The following is a 24,788-nucleotide window of genomic DNA, read 5'->3' as shown; positions in this document are numbered from 1 at the left end:
AAATAATGATTTTTGATCCAACTGCATTTGAAAATATGAAGGTTGTTTTAGAAGGGGCAACATACGATCTTGATCTAGGTGGAAAAATCCGAGTTGTCAATCGAAAAGATATAGTAGATCTTGCTACACTGTCAAGATTATACGAAATAACCTATTCTTTATATGGGCAGGCATCTGTTTTTGCTACAATTTCTCTTGAAGCAAAACTAAATCAATTAGCTTCGGAGATTTTAAAATTAGGTAATCAATCACATTTCGGGGTATTTGCGACTATTTCTTATTCTTGGGAATTAAATGAAAAGGCTAAACAATATTTTAAAATAATAAAAGATCATTGGGGACCCGATTATACCTATGATGAAAGAAGAATCTTTTCATCATTACATGGTACAAAGGAAGAAATCAAGATTGATTTCACTCGATTGATAACAGAAGACATGATTGATGATGTAGTTGAAATGCTTCATTATTCAGTGGAAATCTTAGGTAAGTTGCGATAAGCGAAAACAGGCTCATAGCCTGTTTTTTTGTTTTTTTAGAACGTGCGAATTTTTCTGAAAAGTATTTACAAAGGTTTAACAATACTTTAGTATTACAGGAGGAAGAAAAAACTTCCAAATATATGATGAAAGGAGAAGGTAAGTATGGTACTCAGAACAAAAAAGATTTTAAAAAGGGATAAGGATGACACTACATAGGAAAAAATGATTTATTTTGGGAGGAAGAAATTGATGAAATCAATGACTGAAACAATAAAAATAGTTGAATATCATGAAGGTTTAGCAAAGTCGATTGCCGATATGTGGAATGAAAGTCGTGATAGCTGGGGCGGGGATGCTAGCATCAAGACGGAAGAACAAGTAAAGGAACAGGAAGCTAATTCTGAGGACCTTTACTTATATCTTGCATTAGACGGTGATAAAGTGGTCGGATATTGCGGAATATCTGAATATAAAGAGGATACTCATGCATTGTACATTCGATTATTAAATGTACATCCTGATTATCATGGGAAAAAGATTGGAAAACTACTTGTTTTAAAAGCCGTTGAAAAAACAGTAGAACAAGGCTTTCCGCGTATTGATCTTTATACATGGCCAGGTAATGTGAAGGCAGTCCCTTTATATAAAAAATGCGGATTCTTTTGGGAAGATCGTGATGATACCACACATTTAATGAATTTCATCCCAATGGTCCTACAAAATGAAATAACTAAGCCTTATTTTAAACATATAGACTGGTATAAAGATAATATTAGAGCAATTGAAGTGAAGCCTGATGGTATAAAGGAAAATGGGTTTACTTATTATGAATATGTTTGGAGAAATGCTGATTATTATCTTCGTATTCATATTGAAAGAAGCGGAAGAGGTCTTCGCCTGATTGAGACGAATGATTTTCTCGCAGAAGTAATGTTGGATCAGCATACACAAATTGAAGGCCGTGAATCAAAGCTGCAGCTATTTGTTAAAAATAAGGGAACTAATCCTATGCATTTAATGCTAGAAGGTCTTAAAAATGAACGAATAGTTGTAAGTGAAAACAAGGAAGTCAGCATTCAAAATGAAGAGAAATTGCTGTTACCTGTCGTTATTAAAGATGGTGAAGAGCCGAATGAATGGGTGACCCATCCTAGGGCTGAAGTGAAAGTCAAAATAAATGGTATACCATCCATTTTTGCTATAGGCATGTATCCAAAAAAAGCAATGAAGTTAAAGGCAGTATATAAACCAAAAAAATACGAAACAAATAAAGATCAGTATTGTTATCTAGAAATTGAGAATCATTTAAAAACAGATGCTGAAATTACGGTAGAATTTTCGTCGAATTCTTTGGTGGAATGGGATAAGTTAACCCATTCTATTATGGTAAATGATATCGGGATATTGAAAATTCCTTTCCATGTTAAAAATTATGGTTTTCTGCAATCAGAATGTACAGTAAAAGTTCAAACTGAAAATGAAACTTTTCAATGGAAAGAAACTCTAGCGTTTGGAATTCCAAACTTTGGTGTAAAAGCTGGAGGGTATGATAAGGAATTTTACTATTTACAAAATGGGTTTTATAAAGTGATTGTTAGAAAAAGAGATAACGCTATTTCATTTGGAAGCGATCAAACATTAGAACAGCGAACCATTTTATTACCGCCTAAATTTGGGAAACCTTATGTAGGAGAACTAACAAAAAAGCAAGCATCATATTTTGAATATGATGAAAGTAATTCGGCAGCTACCATGAAAATTCACTATGAAGTAAATCAGCCATTGTCTATGAAAATAGTACTTTGTTTTGAGTTATATGGTGAAGGATTATTAAACTATTGGATGGAGATCGAAAATACATCCGAAAATACTTTTACTGATTTATTTGTGTATCAACCTGTTCGTCATGAAATCAATAAAACCTTTATCCCTTTAAAAGGTGAAGTCATTTACTTTAATGATGCAAAAATTACGGACTGGGGACAATTGAATAGCAAAGATGTGTCTGAAAACTGGATTTTTTCAAATGATAGTAAAGATCCACATGGAATTAGTTGGAACGATCATGTAAAGCTTGGTTTTGAGGGATGGTTAATATATCTAGAAGAAAAGGTAGCGAGTATTGTTACAAATGAGAAGTTACAAACAAAACCAATACATTTTTCATTGGGAGCAATTAAGACTGTAGAAGAATTTCAAATTTTTGCAGAGGAAAGGAAATCCAACCACGTTACAAAGGAAGTACAACTAAATACGAGTTTATCTAATCCAATCATTGCAAGCAAAAATGATATGAATCTCGTATTAAAGAGAAGTCAAAATCGTTATTTTAAAGGAACATTAACGATTATAGAAGGAACTTCAAAACTTAGTAAAGTGGCGGTGAATCAGGAAGATAATCAAGATTTATCTTTTAACTATCATACAAGCGAATTAGGTTTCGTTCCATTAAAATATGAATTAGAAAGTGAATCGCAAAAGATTGAGGGATCTTTACTTCTTTTAAATCAAAATGAAACAAAAATTAAGTCAAATAAGATTGAAGACGATAAACAGGTTATATATGAAATTGTAAATGGTGATTTGACATATAGAGCTGCTGCAAGTTTCTTCCCAACGATGTTTTCTCTGACCTATAAGGGAAAAGAATGGCTAGATACGACATATCCAAATCCTGAACCAAAGGCATGGTGGAATCCATGGGCAGGAGGAATTAGATCTTATGTTAGTGGAATAAGTTTATTTTCTTTTTTAAAGGAAACATCGATAACACATTTTGTAAAAAGACAGGATCAATATAATAATGATTGGGAAGGTATTGCGATTGAAACAAATATTACTTCCCATGAAAAATGGAAGGGATTAAAAACAGTTCAATACTTTTTAACGATTCCAGGAGTTCCAATTATTGTTCATTTTACAGAATTAGAGCATCCAAATCGAACGATACATCAATATTTTCGTACAGAATTGTGGCTGAAGCATAACCAATTAAAAGACACATATCTTCAGATACAAGAAGAATCCGGTTCGAAATTTTTTAGAGCTGGGTCTGAGGAACATATCATTCAAGCCAGCAACCCTTATTCTATTACAAATGGTGATGGGTCACAGTGCTTACAAATATTTTCTAGCTATGATGCATTAGATTCTGAATGTATTTTTAGTGAAGAAATCGCTTTAACGAGTATGTTGAATTACTTAACTATTGATCCGGGAATTAGACATAGTACTGAACCGATATTTTTAATGTTTCCTGAACAACCTTTTGATAAAGAGACTGTCGAAAGCTTAAAATCGATTAAGTTTTAGGAGTGTTCGCTGTGAAAATCATTGATGCACATATCCATTTTTCAAATATACGCTCATTCCATGAGACAGCGCAGCACCACTCATTTGTGGATTATTCAAAGGCTGGTATTATTAAGGAATTTGAAGAAGCTGGAGTAGTTCTAGGCATCGGGATGGGATTAACTGAAACATCAGGAATAGGTTTTCCAGATCCTGAAGCAATAACGCCAATGGGGTTGGATTTGGGCAGGTCTTTGCCAAGAAATATTGTTTATTGTGCTGGAATAAATCCATACACATTAAACGATGAAAGTATCCACATGTTGGAAAAAGAGCTACAAAAAGAAAATGTTGTCGGTTTAAAAATATACTTAGGATATTATCCTTTTTATGCATATGATGAAGTTTATCATTCAGTATATGTTTTAGCAGAAAAATATGATTTACCCGTTGTGTTTCATACGGGTGATACCTATTCGGAGCGTGGGTTGCTAAAATACGCTCATCCGCTGACACTTGATGAGGTGGCAGTTCGTTATCGAAATGTTCGCTTTATGATGGCACATTTTGGAGATCCTTGGGTATTAACTGGGGCAGAAGTTGTTTATAAAAATTCGAATATGTTTGCAGATTTATCCGGTCTGCTAGTGGGGCCAGAAAAAGATCTTAAAAGCTATTCTGAGGGTAGATTTTTTGATCATTTACGCCATGCCTTAGTTTATTGTGATCATTACGAGCGGCTTCTGTTCGGAACCGATTGGCCGCTGGCACCAATAAAGCCATATATCGAATTTATCAAACAAATGATTCCAGAGAAATATTATGAAGATGTTTTTTATAATAATGCATTAAAGGTATTTCCAAAGATAAAAAATTTTATTTCATAGTATAAAGTTAAAAGAGGGTGACACGGTCACCCTCTTTTTTAATGACTATAATTTAAATGAACTTTTTAATGAAACTACTCGGTTAAACACTAATGAATCAGAAGTGGTATGTTTTGGATCAACATTAAAGTATCCGTGTCTAAAAAATTGAAACTTATCATGTGGTTTGGCATCTGCCATATTCGGTTCAACAAAGCCATTAGCTATTTCTAATGAGTTTGGATTGACATGGTCAAGGAAAGTACCGCCATCATCCTCTTGTTCTTCATCTAATATTAATGAATCATAAAGACGAAATTCTGCTGGTTGAGCTTTAGTTGCTTCGACCCAGTGAATCGTTCCCTTTACTTTTCTTCCTGTAAATCCAGTACCACTTTTAGTTTCAGGGTCATAAGTACAGCGCAGCTCAACTACTTCACCGTTTTCATCCTTAATGACTTCTTCACATTTAATAAAGTATGCGTGCTTCAAGCGTACTTCATTACCAGGGAAGAGACGGAAGTACTTCTTCGGTGGATTCTCCATAAAATCTTCTTGCTCAATATAAATTTCACGAGAGAATGGGATTTTTCTCATTCCCATTTCAGGAACCTCGGGATTTATTTCAGCATCAAGCATTTCGACTTGGCCTTCGGGATAGTTAGTGATGACAACTTTTAATGGTTTTAAAATTGCCATTGTCCGTGGTGCTTTAAGTTTTAAATCTTCGCGAATAAAATGCTCAAGCAATTGAACATCTACAGCACCGCTCCCTTTTGTGATTGCTAGTTCTTCACAAAAAGCACGAATTGCTTCAGGGGTATACCCTCTGCGTCTTAGACCAGAAATCGTTGGTAACCGTGGGTCATCCCAGCCGTCTACAAAATTTTCATCTACTAATAATTTTAACTTTCTCTTACTCATTACTGTATTTGTTAAATTTAAACGGCCAAATTCAATTTGTCTCGGCGTTGATTCCATTTCACTTTTCTCAACAACCCAATCGTATAGAGGACGTTGATCCTCAAACTCTACTGTACAAAGTGAATGAGTAACACCCTCAATCGCATCTTCAATTGGATGGGCGAAAGCATACATCGGGTAAATACACCATTTATCGCCCGTATTATGGTGTGTTGCATGAGAAATACGATAAAGAACAGGGTCCCTTAAATTAATATTTGGTGAAGACATATCGATTTTTGCCCGTAAAACCTTTTCTCCATTTGCAAACGCACCATTTTTCATTTGTTCGAATAAATCAAGGTTTTCTTCTACACTACGATTTCTAGAAGGGCTTTCTTTCCCTGGTTCAGTTAATGTCCCACGGTTTTCTCTAATTTCGTCGGCAGAAAAATCTTCAACATATGCTAGTCCTTTTTTAATTAAAAGTACTGCACGTTCATACATTTCTTCAAAATAATTTGAGGCAAAACATAGATTTTCCCAATCATAGCCTAACCATTTAACATCTTCTTTTATCGATTTTACATATTCGATATCTTCTTTTAATGGATTTGTATCATCAAAACGAAGATTTGTTATCCCATTAAATTCATCAGCTAAAGAAAAGTTAATAAATATTGATTTGGCATGCCCGATATGTAAGTAGCCATTTGGCTCTGGTGGAAAACGAGTAATAATTTTGTCGTGTTTTCCATTTTGTAAGTCTTCGATCATTATGTTTCGTATAAAATTAGATGGAATTACTTTTTCCTCCATTTACTATCACCCTTCTAACACTTTCATTTTAGATATTCTAATATTATAACAAACTAATCAAAACAGTAAACATTTCTATGGAAGTTTGAGGTAAGAAATAATCGCATCCTTATAATAAATTTTTAAAACATGTTAAAATAAAAATAATACCCGAGAGGAGAGAAAATGAGTTGGAATGGATGATTCGCAAAACGGAAAAGTTTGTAAATGCACAGTTGGGCGATGATGTAACAGGGCATGATTTTTATCATGTAGATCGGGTACGAAAGCTTGCATTATATATTGCAGACGAAGAAAAAAATGGAGATCCATTCGTTATTGAAATGGCTGCATTACTTCATGATATACCTGATGAAAAATTAAATGATAGCACCTTTATTGGAATGGAGAAATTAAATTCATTTCTTGACACTATCCCTTTAACAAATGATCAAAGAACACAAATTGTAAATATTATTAATAAAATATCCTTTAAAGGCGGGAATGAAGCAGAATTGACAACGTTTGAAGAGAAAGCTGTCCGAGATGCTGACCGTTTAGATGCAATCGGGGCAATCGGTATTGCAAGAGTCTTTGCCTACGGTGGAAGAAAAGGTCAGGCCATTTATGATCCGAAAATAGAAATTCGTGAAAATATGACTGTTGAACAGTATCGAAAAGGCAGATCCGCTTCAATTCAACATTTTTATGAGAAATTATTAAAATTAAAGGCTCTTATGCATACGGAAACTGCAAAAAAAATTGCCATAGAGCGACATTTATGGATGGAAAAGTATTTAGAACAATTTTTTAAAGAATGGAATGGTGACAATGAGATCATTAACAGTTGAAAATCTTTCAAAATCCTACGGTGATAAACAACTGTTTCAAAATATATCCTTTCACATCAATGAAAAAGAAAGAATTGGTCTCATTGGGGTCAATGGTACGGGAAAATCAAGCCTCTTAAAAATTATAGCAAAAATTGATGATTCTGATTCAGGTGAATTGATTCATCCGAATGATTATTCCATTACTTATTTACCTCAAAACCCTGAGTTGAATCTTGAACTTTCAATATTAGAACAGGTTTATCAAGGTGAATCAGCAATAATGAAGCTTTTGCGTACATATGAATTAGCACTTCTTAATTTAGAGGAGGATCCAACAAACCAAAAATTTCAAGAGCGTCTTTTTAAGATACAGGAAGAGATGGATGCCCTAAGCGCTTGGGATGCTAGTGCAAATGCAAAAATGATCCTTTCTAAGCTGGGAATTGACCATTTTAATAGAAAAATTGGTGAACTTTCAGGCGGACAAAAGAAAAGGGTGGCTTTAGCCCAAGTGTTAATTGAAACACCGGATTTATTAATATTAGATGAGCCTACTAACCATTTAGATTACGAAACTGTAACTTGGCTGGAGGATTATTTATCGAAATACCAAGGCTCTGTGCTTTTAGTTACTCATGATCGTTATTTTCTAGACCATGTAACCAATCGGATTTTTGAATTAGATCATGGAAACTTATACTCTTATAAAGGAAATTACCAATCATTTATTGAAGCAAAATCTCTAAGAGAAGAGGAAAACATTCAAGCAGAGGAAAAAAGAAAAAACCTTTATCGAAAAGAACTTGCTTGGATGAGAAGAGGGGCTAAAGCAAGGTCTACGAAGCAAAAAGCAAGAATTCAAAGATTTGAAAAATTAGAGACGAGTATTGGAAATTTACCTAGTAAGGAAAATGTCGATATCGCATTGCAAGGCAGCCGTTTAGGGAAGCAAGTTTTTGAATTTGAACATGCATATAAATCTTTTTCAGAGCAAACCATTCTTAAGGATTTTAATTGGCTCATAAAGCCTCATGACCGCATAGGAATAATTGGGAAAAATGGTAGTGGGAAGTCTACGTTTATGAATTTAATAACAGGAAAAATCCAGCTTGATCAAGGGAATATAATCACTGGAAAAACCGTAAATATCGCCTATTACCAACAGGAAAATGAAGCATTGGATGAATCGAAACGAATGATTGAATATATTCGTGAACAAGGTGAAGTAGTGACTACGAAGGATGGGGAATCCATATCTGCAACGCAAATGTTAGAGAGATTTCTTTTTCCAATGAACACTCACGGTACTCCGATAAGAAAATTATCTGGCGGTGAAAAACGTCGATTATACCTTCTTAAGCTTTTAATGGGAAAACCGAATGTGCTTTTACTAGACGAGCCGACCAATGACTTAGATACGCAGACATTAACCGTATTAGAAGATTATTTAGAGGATTTTCCGGGAGTAGTCATCTCTGTCTCCCATGATCGATATTTTCTTGATAAAACTGCTGAACAACTTTTAATTTTTCAAGGAGAAGGGAATATTGACCGCTACTTCGGTACCTACAGTGAGTATTTGGAACAAAATACAAAATCTGAAAACAAAGAACCTGTAAAAGAGAAGGTTTCTTCACCAATTGAAGTGAAAAATCCTTTGAAAAAGAAAAAACTGTCCTATAAAGAACAAAAAGAGTGGGAAGAGATTGATAAAGAAATAGCTGCAGTTGAAGAAATGATTGAATCCATTCAAGATCAACTAAATCAGGTTGGAAGTGATTTTGAAAAAGCTCAAAAATTATCTGAAGAACTTGGTACACAGAATGAAAAACTTGAATTCCTTATAGAGCGGTGGAGCTATCTATCTGAATTAGTGGATTCAATGTCTTAACTTAATCAAGATTTATGAGCATATATGAATAAATGATTAAAGTGATTATGCTAGAATGAATACAATTATAGGAAAGGTGGTCTATCGGTGAAAATTATCTCAATTGAGCCAACTCCCAGTCCGAACACAATGAAAGTAATTTTAGATCAAGAACTGCCTGCGGGTAAAAGTAGCAATTATAAAAAAGAGCATGCGAATGATGCGCCAAAATTTATTCAAGATGTATTAGAAATCGAAGGTGTTAAAGGGGTTTATCATGTGGCAGATTTCCTTGCCGTGGAACGGAATGGGAAGTTTGACTGGCAGCAAATTTTACCTAAGGTTAGGGAAATATTCGGAGAGGAAGATAGCGGACAGCTCACTACTTCAGGAATTGATGAACATTATGGGGAAGTGAATGTATTTGTTCAAATGTTTAAAGGGATTCCTTTACAAGTAAAATTAACAGATGGAGAACAAGAAAAACGCTTTGGTTTGCCGCAAAGCTTTGTTCACGCAATGAGTGAGGCCCAATTGGAAGGCGAAAACTATGTATTATTAAGAAAATGGAAAGAGATGGGTGTTCGATACGGTGATTTGGACCAAATTGGCCATGATGTTGTTGAAGAACTACTAGCAGCCTATCCAGAGACACGATTAAAAAGTCTGATTGAAGCAACGAAAAAACCGCACACAAATACAGAACAACAGCTAAAAAAATTAATTAAGGTTACACCAGAAATGCTAGAAGATCCCGATTGGAGAAAAAGATATCAGCTTCTTGAACAAATGGAAGAGCCGACAATAGAAGATTTGCCTGTCCTTGAGAAGGCATTAGAGGATGAAAATTCATCTATTAGAAGATTAGCCGTCGTTTATCTAGGTATGATAAAAGATAAACAGGTCCTTCCACTTTTGTTTAGGGGGCTAAAAGACAAGGTTGTTACTGTAAGACGAACTGCAGGTGATGCTTTATCAGATCTTGGTTTTAAAGAGGCAATTGAACCAATGATGGAAGCACTTTCTGATAAAAGCAAAATTGTTCGCTGGCGAGCGGCAATGTTTCTATATGAAGAAGGAGATGAAAGAGCTCTACCTGCATTAAATAAAGCTGAAAATGATCCAGAATTTGAAGTGAAATTACAGGTAAAGATGGCAATCGAAAGAATTGCTGGTGGTGAGCAGGCAAAGGGATCTGTATGGAAGCAAATGTTAGAAGCAAGACAAGGAAATAAATAAAAGAAGATGGAGGAATAAAAAGATGTCAATGGCATATGAAGAGTATATGAAACAAATTGTAAAACCGATGAGAGAAGAACTTATAAACGCTAATTTTAAAGAATTAACGACAACAGAGCAAGTAGAAAACTTTTTAGATTCAGTAGAGGGAACTACTCTTGTTGTTGTTAATTCTGTTTGTGGATGTGCAGCAGGCCTCGCTCGTCCTGCAGCTATTGAAGCTGTTCAGAATAACAGTCAAAAACCAGATCATTTAGTTACGGTTTTCGCTGGACAAGATAAAGAAGCAACAGCAAAAATGCGGGAGTATTTTGTTGGTTACGAACCATCGTCCCCATCTATGGCACTTTTAAAGGGGAAGGAAGTTGTACATTTCATTCCTCGTGATGACATTGAAGATCATGACGTAGAGGAAATTGTGAGTAATTTAACTTCTGCATTTAACAAATATTTATAATATACGGGGTGTCTATCAGAGACACCTCTTTTTTAGGTGATGAAATGATTGTAACAACTGCTGGAAGAACAGAAGAATTTATGATTGATGAAGCTAAAATTATTGCTAAAGAATTGAATATCCCCTTTATTCCTAGAAAAAAGCGATCAATCGAAATAATGCAGCAGCTGTTTCAGAGTGATTGTATCGTTGTTGGAAAAAATAGATTGGAGTTATATCCTCTTTATTCAGAAAAGCCTTTTTTCTTTCATCCTAATTCCGCCAGCTTTCGTATAAAAAGGTTGAATAAAGGTGAAAAAGACCCGTTTATCGAAGCTGCAAAATTATCTCCCGGCATGACAATCCTTGATTGTACAATGGGGCTTGCATCTGATAGTATTGTTGCTTCATTTGTTGTCGGGAAAAAAGGTAAAGTAAGGGCTATTGAAGCTAATAAGTATTTATATTTTTTAGTAAATAAAGGTTTAGAAAAGTGGGAATCAGAATTAGAAGAAATGAATCAAGCTATGAGAAGAATCGAAACAAAGAATGCTAATTATCTAGACGTTCTCAAAGAGTTACCAGAAAAATCAGTGGATGTGATTTATTTTGATCCAATGTTCGAAGAGAAGATACTTTCATCAGATGGGATTTCAAGTTTAAGACAATTTGCACTATATTCTAATCTTAATGAAGATGTACTATCTGAAGCAAAGAGAGTAGCTAAACAACGTATTATCCTTAAGGATCATTTTCGTTCCAAGCGCTTTGATCAATATGGATTTGAAGTTTTTATTAGGAAGTCTGCGAAATTCCACTTTGGAATAATTAATTTAGAAAAAAATTCAATTTAGTAAATTGCTGAAGTTGGATATATATTACTTGTCAAATTTTTGATTTCGAGGGGCTGATAAATGTACCCCTCTTTTTTTTATTTAAGGTAAGAAAGTATAAAATTTACTAAAGGTATTAGACATGAAAAGTGTCTGCTATGTCTAGCTCCAGCGCCTATCGACTAACGTACTTCAGGACTTCTCCCTACGATAAGTCAACATCGATTCGCCCTTAGGCCCTGCGTTTCCTTTATCTCAGTCGAAAGTCCCGAAAGGAAGTACGTCGATGAGCAAGGCGCTTGCGCTTTTCTAATTAAAATTAATCTGTAGCTGTTAAATAGACAAAATAAGCCAGCATTAGAAATATGCCGATATAAATGAGTGCGCTCATATTATCCTCCTTACGAATATAAATCTTATAAAAGTGAAATTGTACTTATTACTATCATACGAGAATAAAAATTGCATATACATTTTGAGAAAAAATAGTTTTCTAAATGACTTTACTATAAAGTGATTTAATATAAAATATTATTTGTGCATATTAGAATATTTTTAAGTTGATGAATAATTTGATAATATTAATTATATATCTTTTTTGTGAAAATTGAAACCTTTTTGTACCAATTTCGTCTCTATAAGTATAAGATAATAGTATAAGTAATTAGTAATTTCATAGATAGGCTTTTTACATCGGAAAGGACTTTTTGTATGAAACAATGGCTTAGAAAATCAGTTGTCGTACTTGTCTCTATTTTAACATTTGGCTTAGTTACTCCTGCACATGCTATTTGGAATGGGAACCAAGATGTAGATAAAACGAGGCAGCAGAGTTCAAATACGAGTGTTGCTCAAACTTCATCAATTAATCCTCATATAAGTGCTCGCGAAGATTTTGATAACGAAGAAATTGATCGAGAACAATTGATTCATAAGATGATGAATGAAGCGGAAAAACAATCATTTGAAAAGTTCGGAAGAAAGATTTCGCCTGTCATAGAAGATGAATTCAGACAAGTGATTCTTCCAAAAATTCAAGATGCAATTGAGATGACAATAGCCCTATATCCTGAGGAAGAATTATCTTCATTAGCTATTACTGAGACACCAAGTGGTGGAGTCAGTGAAAAAATATTTCATATATACAATGTAAAAACGAAAGAAGATATTATCCGGTTTCATGTAAGAAGAGATCGCCCGCCAATGGATGGATATTACTTTAACTTTCATTACCACACACGCTTCGATGGATATCAAACACATTATGATTTAGGAAAAATATATTGGGATAAAAATACTCCACCAAAGTGGATGAATTCTTAAATACTACTAAAAAAATCGGCATTTGCCGATTTTTATTTTGAAGAGATATACCATTAATTGAAATTCGATTGTTATGATATAATAAAAAAAGCCGCAAAAGGCACATCCTTATATTTCAAGTCTTAAGTAGAAAAAGGTGATTATAGTTTTATGAAACAATATTTGGAACTTTGTAAGCATGTACTCGAAAATGGAGTAAAAAAAGAGGATAGAACAGGAACTGGAACATACAGTACATTTGGTTATCAAATGAGATTTAACTTACAAGAGGGATTTCCTTTATTAACTACTAAAAAACTTCACATGAAATCAATTATTCATGAACTGCTTTGGATGTTAAATGGTGACACAAATATTCATTATCTTCAAGAAAATGGAGTAAGAATTTGGAATGAATGGGCAAATGAAGATGGGGACTTAGGACCAGTATATGGACACCAATGGCGTTCTTGGACAGCTGCCGATGGAAATACGATTGATCAAATATCCGAGGTTATAGATCAAATTAAAACAAATCCTGATTCTCGTCGTTTGATTGTAAATGCATGGAATGTTGCTGATCTAGATAAAATGGCACTGCCTCCATGTCATTGCTTCTTTCAATTCTATGTTGCAGATGGACGACTTTCATGTCAACTTTATCAACGTTCAGCTGATATTTTTTTAGGTGTTCCATTTAATATTGCTTCATATGCACTATTAACGATGATGATAGCTCAAGCTTGTGAACTTGCTCCTGGTGAATTTGTACATACTCTTGGAGATGCACATATATATACAAATCATATAGAACAGGTAAAAACTCAATTAACTAGGGAGCCTAGGCCATTACCAAAAATGATAATAAATCCTATGGTGAAAAATATTTTTAATTTTAAATATGAAGATTTTGCAATTGAAGAATATGATCCGCATCCTCATATAAAAGGAGTGGTTAGTGTATGATATCCTTTTTATGGGCACAAGATGAAAAAGGGGTTATCGGTAAAAATAATCAACTTCCGTGGCACCTTCCTGAAGATTTGAAATATTTTAGAAGGACTACAATGGGGCATCCAATTGTGATGGGGCGTAAAACTTATGAGTCAATCGGGAAACCATTACCTGGCAGACAAAATATTATCCTGACGAGGGATGAAAATTTTCACGCTGAGGGCTGTTTAATATTTCAAACAAAGTATCAATTATTAAATTGGATTGAAAAAAATGATGATGAAGTCTTCGTAACGGGTGGATCTGAGATATTTGGTTTATTCATGGATGAAGTTAATCGGTTGTATGTAACTAAAATCAATGAGGATATTGGCGGAGATACATATTTTCCAATAATTGATTGGTCAGAATGGGTACAAGTTTCATGTGAAAAGGGTATAAAAAACGAAGAAAATCCATATGATTATGAATTTCAGGTTTATCATAGGAAATAATGGCCCAGAGTATGATCCACTTTATAAAACTAAATGTGAAAAAATAAAGCTTAGGAGGTCGTTGAGTTTGATATATCAAAAACTCAACGATTTTATTTTAAGTCCCATTATCGAAGAAAATTGTCATAAATAGTAGTTGTTATTTTCATATTTTATAAAAAAGATAAAATTCAGGTTTCATAATTTAATTTTGTAAATAATATTTTGAACTATTTATAATGAAATGAAGAACTTAAAAGATATGATTACCTACTAAATTTCCATGTTATAATAAATCGAACATTAAAGCGGGGTGACCTAATAATGAAGAAAATTCTCACCTTACTTTTAACAATATTGCTTTTTGTTTCAGGATGTTCATTCGGATTTAAAGAACACACATTAAAAACCATGAATGGTGAAAGTAAAACCAAACCTCCTGTTGACTTTATTCCAAAGGACTTGAGTATTGTTTCCATTGGTGATTCTTTAACGGAAGGTATAGGTGATAGTTCAAATAATGGTGGATACATTCCATATTTAAGAAGTGATCTTGAAACATTAAAAGAGGTAAGAAAAGCAAGTTTTAAAAATTATGGTGTGATGGGTAATCGCACAGATCAATTGGTGAAGCGACTTCAGCAAAACGAGATTCGCTCAGAAATCGAAAAAGCGGATCTAGTGATGATCACCATTGGCGGAAATGATGTAATGAAAGTTTTCAAGGATAACTTTTCTAACTTGAAAATTTCAAAGTTTGAACATGAACTAATAGGATATAAGCAAAGACTAAATGAAATAATAAAAACGATAAGAGAATATAATAAAAATGCCGGGATTGTCTTGATAGGTATTTACAATCCATTCATGAAATGGTTTTCTGACATTAAAGAAGTGGATGAAATTATCTTGGATTGGAACAATACAAGTAAACAAGTAATTAACCAATATAATAAATCTCTATTTATACCTATTTCGGATATTTTCGAAGATCAGGAAAAAGATCTTTTGTATTCAGATAATTTTCATCCAAACGATCAGGGATATAAACTTATCGCTAATCGAGTTTTTGACTATTTGAATGATAGTAAAGAAATAATGCTAAATGAATAAAGTGTTGTGAAGGAAGAGATGCTATGGGGAAACATCGATGGAAAATTGCATTTTTCAGTTTATTAATTATTAACATTATTGTTGTATTTTTATTAACTTACTTTATTTTTACACCAGGAAAAGAAAAAGTGTTACCAGCTCCTAAGATAACAGAAAATGTAAAGTTTAAAGTTAATACGAATAAAGATGATTTAACCCGTTTAATCAATCATTATATTCAAAAAGAAGGTTTAAACGGTCCTATTGATTATAGTATTAATTTAACCGATGAAGTGGAATTGTATGGGACCATTCAAATATTTTCACAAGATATCCAATTAAAAATGACTTTTGATCCAGAAGCTCTTGCAAATGGAGATTTATTATTAAAACCAAAATCAATTCTCATAGGAGATCTGAAGCTTCCAGTTTCCTATGTATTACATTTTATCCAAAATTCATATAAATTACCTAATTGGGTAAGCATTGAACCAAATAATAAAATTGTTTATGTTGGTTTGCAAAAGATGAAAGTAAATAACGATATGATTGTCCATGCTGACAAATTTGATTTGAAAAATAATGATATTGCTTTTACATTGGAATTTCCAACTAAATGAGAGAAGGGTGAAGAAAATGCCAACAGAAAAAGCAACATTTGCGGGCGGCTGTTTTTGGTGTATGGTAAAGCCATTTGATGAATTGCCAGGCATTGATAGCGTCGTTTCTGGATATATTGGTGGAAAAACAGAAAACCCTACCTATGAGGAAGTTTGTTCAGGATTAACAGGACATACAGAAGCTGTCCAAATCACATTTAATCCAGAAATTTTTCCGTACGAAAAATTATTAAATGTATACTGGCAGCAAATTGATCCTACAGATGCATTCGGACAATTTTATGATAGAGGAATTTCTTATCAACCGGCCATCTATTATCATAATGAATATCAGCATTATTTAGCTCAAGATTCAAAAGAGAAGCTTCAATTAAGTGGGCAATTTCAAAAACCGATTGTCGTCAAAATTATTCCTGCTACAAATTTTTATCATGCAGAGGAGTACCATCAAAAGTATTATAAAAAAAATCCAGAACATTATCATGCTTATAGTGAAGGTTCTGGAAGAGCTTCATTTATTCGTAAACATTGGAGTGATGGAAATGATAGATAAGGGCTTACAATCAAAACTAAACCCATTACAATATGAAGTTACACAAAATAACGCAACAGAACCTCCTTTTCGTAATGAATATTGGGATCAATTTGCTGAAGGAATTTATGTAGATATTATTTCGGGTAAACCTCTTTTTAGCTCCAAGGATAAATTTGACGCTGGATGTGGATGGCCAAGCTTCACAAAGCCAATAGAGGAGCAAGAAGTTATTGAAAAGTCGGATACAAGTCATGGCATGGTACGTACAGAAGTAAGAAGTAAAACGGCTGACTCACATCTAGGTCATGTGTTTAATGATGGACCAGGACCGACAAAGCTTCGTTATTGTATTAATTCTGCATCATTAAGATTTATTCCTAAAGATAGCCTTGAAGATGAAGGATATGGTGAATTTAGCTACTTATTTAGTGAAGAATAAATAGGAATATTTCGAAACATCATTTAATTAATATAAAAATGGGCGAATGCACAAACAATGTCTGGGTTTTTGACATACCTTACAATTGGAACATAAAAACCGTCCGAGGAGTGAAGGGTATGTACTACGGATATGACAGCTGCTGTTATCCAACTGCCAGTTACGGTTATGGCTATGGATGTGGTTATGGTGGGGGATTTGGAGGAGGCTTTGCTCTAATTGTTGTTTTATTTATTCTTTTAATAATAATAGGAGCATGCTGGTTTGGACCTAATTAAATAATCTAAAAGGTAATTGAATGTAGGGGAGGAAGTATCCGCCCCTTTTATATTTTGAAATTGGAAATGAGTTCCCTTAAGTTTTCTGCTTGTTTAGATAATTCTGTTGCAGATGCTGTTACTTCTTCCATTGCAGCCGAACCTTCTTCAGAGGCAGCAGCGGTCGTTTCAGTATGTGCAGCTGTGATTTCTGCAATTTCACTAACTTCTGTAAACGAGGATGTAACCTCTTGACTAAGTAATAGAGATTGTTCGATTTGATCAACCATTTCAGCAATAACGTTATTCGTTTCACTCGATTGTTGTAATATTTTTTGAAGAGATTGATTGGTTTCATTTGAAATTTCGACACCAGAAATCACTGCACTGACTCCAGCTTTGTTTTGTTCAATAATTTTTTCTACTTCACTTTGTATGGAATGTACGATCTTTGTTACCTCTTTAGCAGCGAGTTGAGATTGTTCAGCAAGCTTTCTTACTTCATCCGCAACTACCGCAAATCCCCGTCCATGTTCTCCCGCTCGTGCAGCCTCAATCGCAGCATTTAATGCTAAAAGATTCGTTTGTGCAGCAATCCCAGTTATTGTATTAATAATATTTGTAATTTCGTGTGATTTTTTACCGAGTGTTTCAACTGTTGTACTAGTATTTGCCATCGTTTCTTCAATACTCATTATTTCATTTGATGCTTCTTTTACAGATTCGCTACCAGCTTCCGCGGCTGTTTGCATATTATGCGCAGTAATCTTCAATCTTTCTGCTTGAGTATTTAAGGTATTTACAACTGCTTCTAATGATTTCATTTTATTTAAAGATTCATCCATTTGTTTGGATGTATGTTCACTTCCAGTTGCAATTTCACTTGAAGTTTCAGCTATCGACATGATCGTTTTTGAAGTTTCTTCAGCTGATGCTAACAGTTCCTCACTGCTTGCCGATACATTTTCAGACATGAGAGAAACCTTTTTAACAAGGTTAGCAATACCTTCAATTAGAACATTCGTATCCTTAGCAAGTCCAGAGAGTTCATCATGTGATTTTATCTCAATTCGTTTTGTTAAATCTCCTCCTGCATTTGCAATATCTAGAATAGATGAGCTGATTTTTCTAACACTTGAAATGATATTTCTTGATAATACAACTGCTAATACTACAGATAAAATAAGTGCAAATAAAGATAAGCTAATAGTAACCGTTTTTGCAATAGTAGCTTGTATATGTAAGTTCTCAATCCGTTGATTAGTCGATTTTGTTTCAACATCAACTAATGCTTGTATATTCTCATTCATTTGCTTTATATAATCTTGACCTCTTGCAGACTTAATCTCTTTGCCAGCTTCTTCAATCGACCAAAAATCTCTTACTTGAATAACTTTAGTAATCCAATCAATCCAAAACTGATAGGCATTCTCAATCCCATCTAATTTTTTTAATTGTGATTTATTTCCTTTTAGCATCTTTTGTAAATCAGTAATCAGGGAGTGGACATTTTCCTTTTCTTTATCCATGGATTTTAAGAAAGATTTGTCCGCTGAAGCGACATAGCTTAGTTCGGCTGATTCGATTTTTAATGAAGAACTCTTGATATCATTGACTTTCTCATGGACAACTAAGTCTTGTTCAACAACCCTATTAATTTCTGATTCTAGCTTTGACATATTGATGTATGATGTAGTAGTCAAAACTATTAACAATAAAGTTAAAATGCTGAAGGATATTACTACTTTTCCCCTAATCGTTTGCAAATAGGAAGTTCTTTTCCCACTTGATTTATTTTTTTTCATTTTTTGAAAAAGACCTATTTTAATTGGTTTAGGCGTTTTTTCTTTCTTGGTGTTTTTTTGCTTCTTTATCAAACCTTTTCCCCCTTTGGTCTATTGAATTATGAAAATATTACTAATATTAATTTTACCTTCACTTAATTGAATAATCTAGTCAAAGTTATTTTTTTTGTCGAAAAACACAGAAAATTTGTATGAAAAAGGAAATAGAGCAATTGTCATGTATTTTATTATAGGTAGAGTTAAAATATAATAGGGGATAATGAAGAGGTTTTTGCTATGTTTTCTGAGCATGTAATTTTAAAATATATAATCAAAAGAAAGGGTCCCCTATATGAATCAAACTTTTTATCACTATTTAATGAAATATCGTAATCCGAAACCTAAAGATAGTATTTCCGAATTCGCTAATTATGCTTATGAAGATCATTCCTTCCCAAAAGGTTCATTTGACTATCATGAGATTAGTTCCTATCTTGAACTGAATGGACATTATTTAAAATCAATGACTGTGTTTGACGAGGCATGGGAACTATACATAATTGAAAAAAAACAATGACCTATTTGTTAAGATAAGTTAATTTTGAATAATGAGACTAAATAATAATCAAAACCGTTCGCATTGACATTGCATATACTAATTAATAATACTTAGGCTTTGTATCAAGGAGACGGGAGGAAATGAAAAATCCAGGGCAACCAAAATATGAGATAGGAGATATTGTGGTAGTAACAAAATATGGTTCCGTTGGTAAAATAACAAGTATTAAAATGTTGGATGGACAATATTTGTATGAAGTTAATGAAAGCGGCGGTTTATTTAAAGAGAATGGAATCATGTTACTAACTGATTATAAGGGTGAAATATTTGATAAAGAACAAATTGACATAGAATATAAATTCTTTTTTGGAGACTTAGTTCAAGTTAAAGGATATAAAGATGAACTTTTTAAAGTTGTTGGATTTCGTACAGAGATTTGGAGATACCAGGAGGATGCATGGGAAGACATCATTTATGAATTAACAAGGGTGAATGATGGTGAATGGCTGGAAGCCGATGAAGCAGAGTTGATATTGGTTGCTGACTCAGAACATGCAGATGCATTCTTAAAAAAATTTGGATTTGTTTATCCAGTAAAAAAGACAAAAAAACCATTATTAATCCCTGCACCGAAAGAACAACTTTCCCATAAGATTGACTGCTTGCTGGATAAATATAATGATTATAAAACACTATTTTTAATGTTTAATGATGAAAAATATCTGTCAAATCTTCATGTAATAGAAAAGCAATTACTAAATCTTTCACTATATAAAAATGAAAATTTAAAAAAATAAAAGATAGATTGATAATGCTACAAAAGAGATGATAAAAGATTTAAATAAAAAGGATAATACTTTCTCCATATAAAATAGAATATTTGATTCAATGTTATCTGAACTTTTATTTATTTTTTGATTATTATGAGAGTGAATCATAGTTATTGCCCCCGTTCTTAAAAAGTAATGATCATTTGTTAAATGTATATGCTTGTCCAACAAAAACAAGAACAATATAAAGTTGGTTTCAATCAGTTAAGAGCCTGTGCATAAAATTTGCTTAAAAAACATACATTGTAAATCAAAGGAGGCGATTTTAATGAGGGATATTGAAGTGATTATTGATACGGAAGAGATAGCGGAATTTTTCTTTCAAGAATTAATTAAGAGAGGGTATGCTCCTAAAGAAGAAGAGGTTGAAGAAATCGCCGACATAACATTTGACTACTTAATCGCAAAATCAATTATTGATGAGGAATCGGAAGATGATTTCTAACGTGTCCGACTTCAAACTTAAAAAGGTGTCATAGTTTTAAAAAAAGCTTTCCTGTTAAGGAAGGCTTTTTTAAAGGTTAAGAAAGGATAAAATTTTTTACTAAATAAATTAGTTTCTGTCTAGCGCAAGCAGCCATCGGCTAGCGGATTTCTTCATCTTTTCCATACGATAAGCGGGCATCGACTCGTGAACTACCTCACCGTGTTTCCTTTATCTCAGTCGAAGACTACAAAATCCGTAGGCTAGATCTGCGGCGCTTCCGCTTTTCTTATTTTCGATCTTTTGCAGAGAATTCCTTCGCGTGGGCCTCATGTTCAGCAACAATTTGTTCAGCAGGAATATGGTTGTTTTTCTTTTGACCATTGATACGATTGCGATGCTTCTTTCCCATCCATTACCCTCCTTCTTTTAAATTCTTTCATAATCTTCCCTAAAATTGATCGCATCATTACAAAAGAATATTGCATCCTTTATAGTAAACCAGTACAATGGACATACTGGATTTTGAAGGAGGATTTATATGAGTATACATATTAATGCAAAAGAAAATGAAATCGCTGAAACAGTGCTATTACCAGGTGATCCATTACGGGCTAAATATATAGCTGAGACTTTTCTTGAAAATGTGACTTGCTATAATGAGGTCCGAAATATGTATGGTTTTACTGGTACATATAAAGGAAAAAAAGTTTCTGTTCAAGGCACAGGAATGGGTGTACCATCTATCTCTATTTATATTAATGAATTAATGCAAAGCTATAATGTTCAAAATTTAATTCGAGTAGGTACATGTGGTGCAATACAAAAAGATGTCAAAGTCAGAGATGTAATTTTGGCGATGACCGCTTCAACAGATTCTCAGATGAATCGTCTTACATTCGGTGGTATTGATTATGCACCAACTGCTAACTTTGAATTATTAAGAAAAGCATATGATGGTGGAGTTAAAAAAGGGTTGAATTTAAAAGTAGGAAATGTTTTCACTGCAGATATGTTCTATAATGATAATGCTGACCATGAAAAATGGGCTAAATATGGTATTTTAGCAATTGAAATGGAAACTGCGGCATTATATACGCTTGCGGCAAAATATGGACGAAATGCCTTATCAGTATTAACTGTAAGTGACCATATTTTAACTGGTGAAGAAACAACCTCTGAAGAGCGTCAAACAACCTTTAATGATATGATTGAAGTAGCGCTAGCAACATTAGTCTAATTTACTTCGAATAATAAGGTTTAATAGAAATAGTCTCGGTACACGCGAGGCTATTTTTTTACAATAAATTTTTCTAGCAGACCTTTATAAGTTTTGATAATATTTATTATGTATTCCATTTTGTATGTGAAACAAGAAGAAAGGTGAAAACATGAAACGAATTATAGCAACGACATCAGTGCTCCTCCTACTAGGTGGTTGTAGTTGGGGACAGAATAGTAATATTGATACTAAAAAAGTTTCTCCGCATCAGGATTCAAATACGAGTGGTGAAACAAAGCAATCACAGGTAACTTCAAAACCTGACTTACTATTAGAATCTAAGTATTTTAATCATATAAAGGTAGTAAATGGTCAAAATCTCATTGAGAATAGATCTAACATACTTGCACTGGTTAATAAGGAATATTCCTTAGGCGCTTACGAACCTAAGGATTTAGTTCGTCCGAATGTAAATTTTTCCTTCGGAAACCAAGATATTGAAAAAAGCTATATGAGAAAAGAAGCAGCAGCGGCATTAGAAAAAATGTTCAAAAAAGCTGAAAAGGATGGAATCATCTTATATGCTTCATCCGGATATCGCTCTTATAAAAGACAAAAAGCTTTACAAGATGCAGAAATAGCTAAAGTAGGAAAAGAAAAGGCTGTACAAGCTGTTGCAACTCCGGGTCAAAGTGAACACCAAACTGGGCTTGCAATGGATATTACGGGTAAATCTGAAAACTTCCTATTGACCGAAAATTTCGGGAAGCAAAAAGAAGGTATATGGCTTCGTGAACATGCCCATGAATTTGGCTTTATATTGAGATATCCAAAAGAAAAAGAAAAAATTACAGGTTACGAATATGAACCATGGCATTTTCGCTATGTTGGTACAAAAGTAGCTTCAATTATTTATAAAAATAATTGGACATTAGAGGAGTACTTTCAAGAGGTCAAAAAAATGTAAAAGCAGGCAATGCCTGCTTTTTCTACAAATATTATCAATTTGAGAATAAAAAGAGAACATTAAAAAATGATATAAATTTTAATGTCATAATGCCGTAAAAAAGCTTTTCTTTCGTAATTAATAAAAAGCTGATAAAATATAGAAGTTAGCATTTCTTTTTGTGAAAATTTTTCGAAAATTAGGCAGTGTATTTCGGGTAAGAAAGTGGTGAAGGTCTTGGAACATGATAAGCAAGAAATAGATTCTCATGCAGAACAAACAAATGGCTATATACGAATAAGAAAATTTAAATTTATCATGCTTATATTTGTTTTAGTTTTTGCAACAGCTGGTATTACAACGTTTGCCTTAGCATTTGGTGATGAAAAAGCAGTAACGGTTGGCGTTAACCAAAGAACAGAGTTCAATAAATTATACGATACGTATGATCAATTGAAAAAAAATTATTACAAGGATTTGGATAACGAAAAATTAATTAACGGTGCGATTAAAGGAATGGTAGATTCCTTAGATGATCCATATTCTGATTATATGACTAAAGAAGATGCAACGAAATTTCACGAAAGTATCTCCTCGTCGTTCCAAGGAATTGGTGCTGAAATTCAGGAAAAAGACGGATTTATCGTTGTTGTTTCTCCAATCAAAGGATCTCCTGCAGAAAAAGCGGGAATTAAGCCCAATGATAAAATACTTTCTGTAGATGGTAAAAGTATTCGCGGAATGAGTGCAAATGAAGCGGTTCTTTTAATACGCGGCGAAAAAGGTTCGAAAGTAACATTGTCCATCCAAAGAGCTGGTTCTCATGAAACATCACAACTTACAATCACCCGGGATGAAATTCCACTGAATACAGTATATCCGGAAATGATGAAGGATGGAGTAGCGAAAATTCAAATCACAAGCTTTTCGGAAAATACTTATAAAGAACTCTTAAATGCTCTGAAAGATATGGATTCAAAAGGAATGAAGGCACTAATTATTGATCTTCGCCAAAATCCAGGCGGATTACTTGATCAGGCGATAAAAATTTCGAATCTTTTTGTACCTGAAGGAAAGAAAATTGTGCAAATAGAGGACAAAAAAGGAAAAAGAGAAGAAATAGTAGCAGAGGGCGGAAAGAAAATAGATGTACCTACAGCGGTCATTATTGACAATGGAAGTGCAAGTGCATCTGAAATATTTGCTGCTGCAGTTAGTGAATCAGCAGGGATTTCATTGGTTGGTCTGAAATCGTTTGGAAAAGGAACTGTTCAGACTGCAAGTGACTTTAAGGATGGATCAAATATTAAATTTACAACCGCAAAATGGTTAACCCCTGATGCGAATTGGATTCATAAAAAAGGGATTGATCCTAATTATAAGGTGACTCTCCCAAAATATTCAGAACTTCCAATTATTAATCCTGACAGCAAGCTTAAGGTTTCGTCATTATCAAATGAAGTGAAAGCCGCTGAAGAAATGTTGAAAGCACTAGGTTACAATCCTGGAAAAGTAGATGGATATTTCGATAAGAATACAGAAAAAGCTGTAAAAGAATTTCAAAAGAAAGAAAAATTAAAGGTTAACGGCATTATTGAAGGAGAAACCACGCTTCAATTAATGAATAAAATTAGAGAAAAGATTGTTAAGAATGATACTCAAGTGAAAAAAGCTATTAGCATATTAAAATAATAGAGAGTATGACACATAATTAGGGTGACCCTCAAAGAAAGTGCTAGACACTTATGGGTCATCCTCTTTTTTTAATCTGAATCTTATAGTATCATAAAAGGAAGGGTG

24 protein-coding genes and 1 pseudogene are annotated in these 24,788 nt (G+C 33.5%); 22 read left to right on the top strand and 3 right to left on the bottom strand.

Annotated features, from left to right (window positions below; translation table 11 throughout):
* Positions 1 to 5 precede the first annotated feature (5 nt).
* The 3 genes from ACQKP0_RS06760 (at position 6) to ACQKP0_RS06750 (ending at position 4,660) form a co-directional block, all read left to right on the top strand.
* Positions 6 to 500 carry a hypothetical protein gene (locus tag ACQKP0_RS06760; RefSeq protein WP_427405064.1) on the top strand — a complete coding sequence of 165 codons (495 nt, stop codon included), beginning with the start codon at positions 6 to 8 and terminating at the stop codon, positions 498 to 500.
* A 231-nt stretch (positions 501 to 731) separates the two neighbouring features.
* Entirely contained in the window at positions 732 to 3,794 is a 3,063-nt protein-coding gene (locus ACQKP0_RS06755) for a GNAT family N-acetyltransferase (RefSeq protein WP_427405063.1), read from the top strand.
* A gap of 11 nt (positions 3,795 to 3,805) precedes the next feature.
* Positions 3,806 to 4,660 carry an amidohydrolase family protein gene (locus ACQKP0_RS06750; RefSeq protein ID WP_427405062.1) on the top strand — a complete coding sequence of 285 codons (855 nt, stop codon included), beginning with the start codon at positions 3,806 to 3,808 and terminating at the stop codon, positions 4,658 to 4,660.
* Between the two features lie 45 nt (positions 4,661 to 4,705).
* Here ACQKP0_RS06750 and ACQKP0_RS06745 read toward each other — a convergent pair whose 3' ends face one another.
* Positions 4,706 to 6,361 (bottom strand): glutamine--tRNA ligase/YqeY domain fusion protein, encoded by a 1,656-nt coding sequence (locus ACQKP0_RS06745; RefSeq protein ID WP_427405061.1) that lies wholly within the window; start codon positions 6,359 to 6,361, stop codon positions 4,706 to 4,708.
* A gap of 179 nt (positions 6,362 to 6,540) precedes the next feature.
* Here ACQKP0_RS06745 and ACQKP0_RS06740 point away from each other — a divergent pair, with 179 nt between their 5' ends.
* From ACQKP0_RS06740 to ACQKP0_RS06680, 13 genes and pseudogenes are all read left to right on the top strand, one after another.
* Positions 6,541 to 7,191: an HD domain-containing protein gene (locus tag ACQKP0_RS06740; protein ID WP_427405320.1), complete on the top strand. Its 651-nt coding sequence runs from the start codon at positions 6,541 to 6,543 to the stop codon at positions 7,189 to 7,191.
* On the top strand, positions 7,172 to 9,064 hold the full coding sequence (locus ACQKP0_RS06735; protein ID WP_427405060.1) for an ABC-F family ATP-binding cassette domain-containing protein: 1,893 nt from the start codon (positions 7,172 to 7,174) through the stop codon (positions 9,062 to 9,064). Before ACQKP0_RS06740 ends, ACQKP0_RS06735 begins: the two co-directional genes overlap by 20 nt.
* Before the next feature lie 87 nt (positions 9,065 to 9,151).
* The gene (locus ACQKP0_RS06730) at positions 9,152 to 10,282 is read left to right on the top strand and encodes a conserved virulence factor C family protein (RefSeq protein WP_427405059.1); all 1,131 of its coding nucleotides are present in this window, start codon (positions 9,152 to 9,154) and stop codon (positions 10,280 to 10,282) included.
* 22 nt (positions 10,283 to 10,304) lie between these two features.
* Positions 10,305 to 10,739, top strand: a complete 435-nt coding sequence (locus ACQKP0_RS06725) for a BrxA/BrxB family bacilliredoxin (RefSeq protein WP_427405058.1) — start codon at positions 10,305 to 10,307, stop codon at positions 10,737 to 10,739.
* Positions 10,740 to 10,783: 44 nt separating this feature from the next.
* Positions 10,784 to 11,572 (top strand): class I SAM-dependent methyltransferase, encoded by a 789-nt coding sequence (locus ACQKP0_RS06720; RefSeq protein WP_427405319.1) that lies wholly within the window; start codon positions 10,784 to 10,786, stop codon positions 11,570 to 11,572.
* Between the two features lie 690 nt (positions 11,573 to 12,262).
* On the top strand, positions 12,263 to 12,874 hold the full coding sequence (locus ACQKP0_RS06715) for a YpjP family protein (RefSeq protein ID WP_427405057.1): 612 nt from the start codon (positions 12,263 to 12,265) through the stop codon (positions 12,872 to 12,874).
* A gap of 150 nt (positions 12,875 to 13,024) precedes the next feature.
* On the top strand, positions 13,025 to 13,819 hold the full coding sequence (locus tag ACQKP0_RS06710; RefSeq protein ID WP_427405056.1) for a thymidylate synthase: 795 nt from the start codon (positions 13,025 to 13,027) through the stop codon (positions 13,817 to 13,819).
* Complete coding sequence (locus ACQKP0_RS06705; protein WP_427405055.1) at positions 13,816 to 14,301, top strand: dihydrofolate reductase; 486 nt, start codon at positions 13,816 to 13,818, stop codon at positions 14,299 to 14,301. Before ACQKP0_RS06710 ends, ACQKP0_RS06705 begins: the two co-directional genes overlap by 4 nt.
* Before the next feature lie 303 nt (positions 14,302 to 14,604).
* Positions 14,605 to 15,393, top strand: a complete 789-nt coding sequence (locus ACQKP0_RS06700; protein ID WP_427405054.1) for an SGNH/GDSL hydrolase family protein — start codon at positions 14,605 to 14,607, stop codon at positions 15,391 to 15,393.
* 23 nt (positions 15,394 to 15,416) lie between these two features.
* Positions 15,417 to 15,992 carry a YpmS family protein gene (locus tag ACQKP0_RS06695; RefSeq protein WP_427405053.1) on the top strand — a complete coding sequence of 192 codons (576 nt, stop codon included), beginning with the start codon at positions 15,417 to 15,419 and terminating at the stop codon, positions 15,990 to 15,992.
* Positions 15,993 to 16,008: 16 nt separating this feature from the next.
* On the top strand, positions 16,009 to 16,545 hold the full coding sequence (gene msrA / locus ACQKP0_RS06690) for a peptide-methionine (S)-S-oxide reductase MsrA (protein WP_427405052.1): 537 nt from the start codon (positions 16,009 to 16,011) through the stop codon (positions 16,543 to 16,545).
* Entirely contained in the window at positions 16,535 to 16,966 is a 432-nt protein-coding gene (gene msrB / locus ACQKP0_RS06685) for a peptide-methionine (R)-S-oxide reductase MsrB (RefSeq protein WP_427405051.1), read from the top strand. Before msrA ends, msrB begins: the two co-directional genes overlap by 11 nt.
* 188 nt (positions 16,967 to 17,154) lie before the next feature.
* Positions 17,155 to 17,244, top strand: a pseudogene (locus tag ACQKP0_RS06680) (YjcZ family sporulation protein); the annotation flags it as partial.
* A 47-nt stretch (positions 17,245 to 17,291) separates the two neighbouring features.
* Here the strand turns inward: ACQKP0_RS06680 and ACQKP0_RS06675 are convergent.
* The gene (locus tag ACQKP0_RS06675; RefSeq protein WP_427405050.1) at positions 17,292 to 19,100 is read right to left on the bottom strand and encodes a methyl-accepting chemotaxis protein; all 1,809 of its coding nucleotides are present in this window, start codon (positions 19,098 to 19,100) and stop codon (positions 17,292 to 17,294) included.
* Between the two features lie 259 nt (positions 19,101 to 19,359).
* Here ACQKP0_RS06675 and ACQKP0_RS06670 point away from each other — a divergent pair, with 259 nt between their 5' ends.
* The 3 genes from ACQKP0_RS06670 to ACQKP0_RS06660 all read left to right on the top strand — a co-directional run bounded on the left by ACQKP0_RS06670 (position 19,360) and on the right by ACQKP0_RS06660 (position 20,841).
* Entirely contained in the window at positions 19,360 to 19,584 is a 225-nt protein-coding gene (locus ACQKP0_RS06670; RefSeq protein WP_427405049.1) for a YozE family protein, read from the top strand.
* A gap of 122 nt (positions 19,585 to 19,706) precedes the next feature.
* Complete coding sequence (locus ACQKP0_RS06665; RefSeq protein WP_427405048.1) at positions 19,707 to 20,363, top strand: hypothetical protein; 657 nt, start codon at positions 19,707 to 19,709, stop codon at positions 20,361 to 20,363.
* Between the two features lie 301 nt (positions 20,364 to 20,664).
* The gene (locus tag ACQKP0_RS06660; RefSeq protein ID WP_427405047.1) at positions 20,665 to 20,841 is read left to right on the top strand and encodes a YozD family protein; all 177 of its coding nucleotides are present in this window, start codon (positions 20,665 to 20,667) and stop codon (positions 20,839 to 20,841) included.
* Between the two features lie 268 nt (positions 20,842 to 21,109).
* Here ACQKP0_RS06660 and ACQKP0_RS06655 read toward each other — a convergent pair whose 3' ends face one another.
* Positions 21,110 to 21,232: a hypothetical protein gene (locus ACQKP0_RS06655; protein WP_427405046.1), complete on the bottom strand. Its 123-nt coding sequence runs from the start codon at positions 21,230 to 21,232 to the stop codon at positions 21,110 to 21,112.
* A 129-nt stretch (positions 21,233 to 21,361) separates the two neighbouring features.
* Here ACQKP0_RS06655 and deoD point away from each other — a divergent pair, with 129 nt between their 5' ends.
* The 3 genes from deoD (at position 21,362) to ACQKP0_RS06640 (ending at position 24,680) form a co-directional block, all read left to right on the top strand.
* Positions 21,362 to 22,060, top strand: a complete 699-nt coding sequence (gene deoD / locus ACQKP0_RS06650; protein WP_427405045.1) for a purine-nucleoside phosphorylase — start codon at positions 21,362 to 21,364, stop codon at positions 22,058 to 22,060.
* A gap of 151 nt (positions 22,061 to 22,211) precedes the next feature.
* Complete coding sequence (locus tag ACQKP0_RS06645) at positions 22,212 to 23,009, top strand: M15 family metallopeptidase (protein WP_427405044.1); 798 nt, start codon at positions 22,212 to 22,214, stop codon at positions 23,007 to 23,009.
* A 216-nt stretch (positions 23,010 to 23,225) separates the two neighbouring features.
* Entirely contained in the window at positions 23,226 to 24,680 is a 1,455-nt protein-coding gene (locus ACQKP0_RS06640; RefSeq protein WP_427405043.1) for a S41 family peptidase, read from the top strand.
* Positions 24,681 to 24,788 lie beyond the last annotated feature (108 nt).

Source organism: Heyndrickxia sp. NPDC080065, assembly GCF_050281185.1.
GTDB lineage: Bacteria > Bacillota > Bacilli > Bacillales > Bacillaceae_C > Heyndrickxia.
This window is presented reverse-complemented; position numbering and strand designations above follow the sequence as displayed.

What these genes read in the sequence shown, in the direction of transcription:
- ACQKP0_RS06760 (WP_427405064.1), top strand. Translation starts at nt 6, where the DNA reads ATGATTTTTGATCCAACTGCATTTGAAAATATGAAGGTTGTTTTAGAA.
- ACQKP0_RS06755 (WP_427405063.1), top strand. Translation starts at nt 732, where the DNA reads ATGAAATCAATGACTGAAACAATAAAAATAGTTGAATATCATGAAGGT.
- ACQKP0_RS06745 (WP_427405061.1), bottom strand. Translation starts at nt 6,361, where the DNA reads ATGGAGGAAAAAGTAATTCCATCTAATTTTATACGAAACATAATGATC.
- ACQKP0_RS06740 (WP_427405320.1), top strand. Translation starts at nt 6,541, where the DNA reads ATGATTCGCAAAACGGAAAAGTTTGTAAATGCACAGTTGGGCGATGAT.
- ACQKP0_RS06735 (WP_427405060.1), top strand. Translation starts at nt 7,172, where the DNA reads ATGAGATCATTAACAGTTGAAAATCTTTCAAAATCCTACGGTGATAAA.
- ACQKP0_RS06725 (WP_427405058.1), top strand. Translation starts at nt 10,305, where the DNA reads ATGTCAATGGCATATGAAGAGTATATGAAACAAATTGTAAAACCGATG.
- ACQKP0_RS06720 (WP_427405319.1), top strand. Translation starts at nt 10,784, where the DNA reads ATGATTGTAACAACTGCTGGAAGAACAGAAGAATTTATGATTGATGAA.
- ACQKP0_RS06715 (WP_427405057.1), top strand. Translation starts at nt 12,263, where the DNA reads ATGAAACAATGGCTTAGAAAATCAGTTGTCGTACTTGTCTCTATTTTA.
- ACQKP0_RS06710 (WP_427405056.1), top strand. Translation starts at nt 13,025, where the DNA reads ATGAAACAATATTTGGAACTTTGTAAGCATGTACTCGAAAATGGAGTA.
- ACQKP0_RS06705 (WP_427405055.1), top strand. Translation starts at nt 13,816, where the DNA reads ATGATATCCTTTTTATGGGCACAAGATGAAAAAGGGGTTATCGGTAAA.
- ACQKP0_RS06700 (WP_427405054.1), top strand. Translation starts at nt 14,605, where the DNA reads ATGAAGAAAATTCTCACCTTACTTTTAACAATATTGCTTTTTGTTTCA.
- ACQKP0_RS06695 (WP_427405053.1), top strand. Translation starts at nt 15,417, where the DNA reads ATGGGGAAACATCGATGGAAAATTGCATTTTTCAGTTTATTAATTATT.
- msrA (WP_427405052.1), top strand. Translation starts at nt 16,009, where the DNA reads ATGCCAACAGAAAAAGCAACATTTGCGGGCGGCTGTTTTTGGTGTATG.
- msrB (WP_427405051.1), top strand. Translation starts at nt 16,535, where the DNA reads ATGATAGATAAGGGCTTACAATCAAAACTAAACCCATTACAATATGAA.
- ACQKP0_RS06670 (WP_427405049.1), top strand. Translation starts at nt 19,360, where the DNA reads ATGAATCAAACTTTTTATCACTATTTAATGAAATATCGTAATCCGAAA.
- ACQKP0_RS06665 (WP_427405048.1), top strand. Translation starts at nt 19,707, where the DNA reads ATGAAAAATCCAGGGCAACCAAAATATGAGATAGGAGATATTGTGGTA.
- ACQKP0_RS06660 (WP_427405047.1), top strand. Translation starts at nt 20,665, where the DNA reads ATGAGGGATATTGAAGTGATTATTGATACGGAAGAGATAGCGGAATTT.
- ACQKP0_RS06655 (WP_427405046.1), bottom strand. Translation starts at nt 21,232, where the DNA reads ATGGGAAAGAAGCATCGCAATCGTATCAATGGTCAAAAGAAAAACAAC.
- deoD (WP_427405045.1), top strand. Translation starts at nt 21,362, where the DNA reads ATGAGTATACATATTAATGCAAAAGAAAATGAAATCGCTGAAACAGTG.
- ACQKP0_RS06645 (WP_427405044.1), top strand. Translation starts at nt 22,212, where the DNA reads ATGAAACGAATTATAGCAACGACATCAGTGCTCCTCCTACTAGGTGGT.